A 4,570-nucleotide genomic window follows, 5' to 3' on the forward strand; every position below is an offset into this window, starting at 1 on the left:
GATCGGGGCACAGGCGGGGGTGATGTCGGATGTGCCTTCTGGCGTGGCCCTGGTGGGCAGCCCCGCGCAGCCGCGCCACGAGTTCTTTCGGCAGGTGGCCATTCTCAAGCGGCTAACGCGCCAGCGGGCGAGGTGAGTGGCACGGACATCCCAGGACAATCTGCCCTTATCGAGGCGGGCCGGGCATTCCGTTCGGTGCCAGTTACGGGTTGCGGTAGTATCTCAGCATGAACTCGGTCGCGGCTGAACGGCCAGTGGCGACGGGCGACGCCTTGCCCTTGTATGCTTAGCTCCAGGCATACTGGAGATCAGCGTGGATTTTGAAACGATGGCCTCCTACCAGGCTCCTAATGGAGATACCTGGCTCCTCCTCCACCACGGTGAAGCTGGGAGGCGACTCGTCCTGCATCGGGCCAATGGTGCATCTGAGAGCGAGGCTACCAAGTATGAGTTTGCCGTCTTTGAGATGCGTTTTCGAGATACGCCTCAATATCTAGAACTAAGACGGCAGGTGCAATTGCGGGCGGAGAAGCCCCATCATGAAGGGACCACAGGGTGAGAGGTACCCGATGCCCGTCCGGACTTCCCTGTCGTCACGTTGACCTGGACTGACATCCCGAGATCATCAGAGGCAAGACCGACATAGCTTCCGACAAGAGGGGTGGCCTGCCGCGGATCACGGGCAACCGCGACCCGGATCAGATCCCGATTGCCAACAATGCCATTGGTTGGGTCGAACTCCACCCACCCGGCGCCGGGGAGGTAGACTTGGCACCAGGCATGGGTGGATCCGCCACCAAGCGTGATCGAACCATCCCTGTCGGCTACATAGATGTAACCGGTCACAAAGCGCGCCGCCAAGCCAAGCGAGCGCACCGCCTCCATCATCAACAGGGCGAAGTCGCGACACGTGCCGCGCCGCAGACGGAGCGTGACGCCAGGAGGCTGTATCCCCGCCTCCACACGCCGCGCATAAGAAAAGCCCTCATAGATAGCATGGCACAGGGTCGTCAGTAGAGTGCCGGTATCTGTTCGGCCGGCACCCACGAACTGCCGGGCCCATTGACCGACTTCGTCGGGGTGGTCCTGATAGTGACGCCTAATCAAAGGCGTCAGATCGGCGGCCTCATCGGGGCCATAGGCAAAGGGGTAGGTCAGCGCATCGTCGTCGGTCTCGAAGAATGGTTCGTCCTGCGACGTATGCTCGAGACGAATGTGGTGCTTGAAGCGCAATTCGGTAGCCGGGCGGGAGATCTGGACGATGGCAATGCAGTTGCCGAAGACGTCATGGATCCAACGAACGTGGCGGGGCTGTGGATCGACTACCAGGCTCGCCTTCAAGAGCCGCTGATCGAAGCTGTCACGCGGCCGAAACATCAAGCGATGTTCCCCGAACGCCACCGGTCTCGCATAGCGATAGATCGTGGTGTGCCTTACGGAGAATAGTGTCATGCCCTCAAGAACCTTGCACACCTGAACATTGGCAATAGTGGGGTGCCCTAGGCAGGTAGAAGCACGCTTGGCTTATCGAGCCCCAGCTGCCCCCCGAGGCACCGACAACAGCTCAGAAGCCCGCAGACGGCACTCTGGCCGCGCAGGAAGCAAGCCTGCCACCCGATCTCAACCAGACACCTCATCCGTCACCACCTTGAACCCGGTCAGCTTGCTGGGCCCAAAGGTGTGGGTGAGCGGGACGTCCGCTGCATCGCGCCCGCGGGCAACCAGGATCCGCCCGATGCGTGGGCTGTTGTTCCTGGGGTCGAAGACACGCCACTGCCCACCCAGGAACACCTCGATCCAGGCGGCAAAGTCCATGGGCGAATGAGGTGGCGGAAAGCCGATATCGCTGATGTAGCCGGTGCAGTAGCGGGCCGGGATGTTCATGCAGCGGCACAACGCCAGCGCCAGATGGGCAAAGTCGCGGCAGACCCCCGTCTTCTCGCGGTAGGCATCAAAGGCGGTGCGTGTCGGCCGAGCGTGTTGATAGCCGAAGGTGATGTGGTCGTGCACATAGTCGCAGATCGCCTGGACCCGTGCCCATCCCGGCGGGATCGTGCCGAACAATTGCCAAGCCACATCGAACAAGTGGTCGGTATCGCAGTAGCGGCTGCCCAACAAGAACATGATGGTGTCGGCCGGCAGGTCCTGGATGACATGCTGGACCGCATCGGAAGTCTGCGGGTCCGGGGTGCCGTGGTCCCGGATGATCGCGTCGGCCGAGAAACGTACTTGGCCGGCAGGCGCGGTCAGCCGGGTACACCAGTTGCCGAAACTGTCGCGGTAGCCCTCGAGCACGATGGAAGGGGTGGTGATCAGATGATCCGGTGCTTCCAGGTCCGCGACACGCGACCAGTGCACATGGAGCATCAAGATCATCGGCGTCGGCTGGGGGAACTCATAGTCCATCTCGTAGCCGATCCGGATCCGCATGCAGGCCCTCCCATAGAATAAGTTTGATGGCACTAGACGCCGCGCATGCCTACATCGGGAGGCGGGGCTGGAAGGCGATCACGTGCCCTTGTAGACGCCACGCCACGTGGCCGCCATGATCCAGTTCAGCTGACGCTCACGACGCAGGTTCGTCTCGACGTCAGCGACACGCCCAACATGTCCCAAGAACGCCTTGCCCTTGTCTTTGAGCCCGTGCCCGATGTCGACGGGCACATGAGGGAGCCGGCCTTGTCACTAGCCTACCCAGGCTAGTGACATCGGATGATCTAGAACACCGACATCAGTGTCTAAGACGATAGGCCGTAGACATGGCGGATGTACGATTCCACCCGTGCCAAGCGCACCGCATCGACCACGGCATCGCCTGCCAATGCCCTGGTCAGTTCCTGCTCGGTGCAGCCTGTCGTCCTGGCGATGAGCGCCAGGACGCCTGGTGACTGCAAAAGGATCGTCCGTACCCGCAACGTGCTTGGTCTCATCGCCATCACCTCCAGACCTTTGGCGCTTTCGGCACGGCCTAACCGCCTGCAGGTCCAACGCCCGTCATTAGGGCGACGTCACTCCGCCTGGAACTGCTGGGTCAGGCGCCAGTGCTCGTCGGCCTTGCCCTCTGGGCAGCCCTCCTGCTGCCAAAGCGTGTAGGCTCGCTCGCGCAGATGCTGGTCTTGAGCGTGCTGCCAGTGTGCGTCCGCACGCCCATCAGGGCGCCCCTCCGCCAGCCAAAGGAAGTAGGCGTGTTCCCGAACCGCCTGCTCAAGGTTCTGCTTGGTTTGGGACATGACATTGCGATCATCCCCATACGGAGCCAAAGGCCCACCCCGGCTGACACGCATCCTGGCCGTCAAGCTGTGGAGATCGTCATCCGGCACCACCTGTGCGTAGGCGGCGGCCTGCAATGCCTTGTCTTCATACTGTGCGGCGCCCTGGGCATCGGGAGCGCCCAGGGAGATGGGGAAAGTGTGCACAACCGTTTTGCGGCTGTCCAACACGTCGACTAAGCGCTCTGTCATCGTCTTCTCTCTGGCATGCCGCCAACCGCATCAATCACAGTAGGCCGCCTCAGGCTGGGCCGACACGGCGATGTTTCATCGTCCGTGATGCCTGCCATGTTGTGAACTCGCCTGAGCTCAGGCGAGCAAGGTAAGTGAAGTGCCAAGTGGCAAACGCCAGCACCGCAAGGAGCACGATGGAATTGATCAGGTCGTAGGTTTGGATCATCATGGACATCTGCCGATTCCATTGCCATCTGGGCAATAGCTTATATAGGCTAACAAAACATCATTTGCACCAAAAATATTACGAGGAATCTTAATAACTTGATCTTCATGCTATTCTGGGCGATTGATGATCGAATGATGATGCTAATAAATATTCTCAAGCTCTTGAATAATATTAAAAGATGTGCAATTTTTAATCGAGAGCTTCAACAGCAAGAATATTTATAGAACGTGTTGTTTGCTCTCTAGGAGCCTGATCATGACCAACGAACGCAGCCTCAGCCAGAAATGGGCGGACTTCCGCGCGACCAAGGCGCAGCTCTTTTGGACCGGTATTGGCTGCGCCGTCGCGACCATGGTCGTAGGCTTCACCTGGGGCGGCTGGACAACCGGCGGATCGGCGCAGTTGGCCGCTGCCCAGGCCGGCACCACGGCCCGACAGGAACTGGCCGCCGCGATCTGCGTCGACCGCTTCAATGCCGGCGGTGACGCCACCGCGCAGCTGGCCACGCTTCGGGAGATGAGCACCTGGGAACGTGGCAAGTTCATCGCCGGCGGTGGCTGGGTTGCCATGCCGGAGATGATGGGCAAGACCGATGTGGCCGCCACCAGCTGCGCTGCCCAGCTCGTCGCAACGCCGGCTCCGCAGGCAGCCTCCACCGCAGCGCCATGAACTAATGACGCGGGACGGCGACCAGCCCGTCCCGCTCATCAGCCAGATCGGCTCGTAACGGTGATCAGGTTGTGTTCATGGACCCAGCAGCTGGACACCTCCATTTACCGGCCAACGTGTGGGGCCGGACCGCGTCGTACGGCGAGGTGACGACGACCGCGGCTCTGCGTTGGCAGGATGTTGCCTTCGGGCTGATCATCCCTGTGCCGACAGGTTCCCCTGACGCTGT

6 protein-coding genes and 1 pseudogene are annotated in these 4,570 nt (G+C 60.9%); 1 reads left to right on the forward strand and 6 read right to left on the reverse strand.

Annotated features, from left to right (window positions below; genetic code table 11):
- Window positions 1-537 precede the first annotated feature (537 nt).
- The 6 genes and pseudogenes from VHL31_RS26495 to VHL31_RS26515 form a co-directional block, all read right to left on the reverse strand.
- A complete protein-coding gene (locus VHL31_RS26495; protein WP_329664257.1) occupies window positions 538-1,452 on the reverse strand; it encodes a transglutaminase family protein in 915 nt (304 codons plus the stop codon).
- Between the two features lie 168 nt (window positions 1,453-1,620).
- Window positions 1,621-2,430 carry a transglutaminase family protein gene (locus VHL31_RS26500; RefSeq protein WP_329664258.1) on the reverse strand — a complete coding sequence of 270 codons (810 nt, stop codon included), beginning with the start codon at window positions 2,428-2,430 and terminating at the stop codon, window positions 1,621-1,623.
- A 78-nt stretch (window positions 2,431-2,508) separates the two neighbouring features.
- Window positions 2,509-2,628 (reverse strand): annotated as a pseudogene (locus VHL31_RS26800) (recombinase family protein); the annotation flags it as partial.
- Window positions 2,629-2,738: 110 nt separating this feature from the next.
- On the reverse strand, window positions 2,739-2,930 hold the full coding sequence (locus tag VHL31_RS26505) for a hypothetical protein (protein ID WP_329664259.1): 192 nt from the start codon (window positions 2,928-2,930) through the stop codon (window positions 2,739-2,741).
- 78 nt (window positions 2,931-3,008) lie between these two features.
- Window positions 3,009-3,461: a DUF2934 domain-containing protein gene (locus VHL31_RS26510; protein WP_329664260.1), complete on the reverse strand. Its 453-nt coding sequence runs from the start codon at window positions 3,459-3,461 to the stop codon at window positions 3,009-3,011.
- 49 nt (window positions 3,462-3,510) lie between these two features.
- A complete protein-coding gene (locus VHL31_RS26515) occupies window positions 3,511-3,678 on the reverse strand; it encodes a hypothetical protein (protein WP_329664261.1) in 168 nt (55 codons plus the stop codon).
- 249 nt (window positions 3,679-3,927) lie between these two features.
- Here VHL31_RS26515 and VHL31_RS26520 point away from each other — a divergent pair, with 249 nt between their 5' ends.
- The gene (locus VHL31_RS26520) at window positions 3,928-4,341 is read left to right on the forward strand and encodes a hypothetical protein (RefSeq protein ID WP_329664262.1); all 414 of its coding nucleotides are present in this window, start codon (window positions 3,928-3,930) and stop codon (window positions 4,339-4,341) included.
- The last annotated feature ends 229 nt before the right edge of the window (window positions 4,342-4,570 follow it).

Origin of the sequence: Geminicoccus sp., assembly GCF_036263595.1 — a bacterium.
Classification (GTDB): domain Bacteria; phylum Pseudomonadota; class Alphaproteobacteria; order Geminicoccales; family Geminicoccaceae; genus Geminicoccus.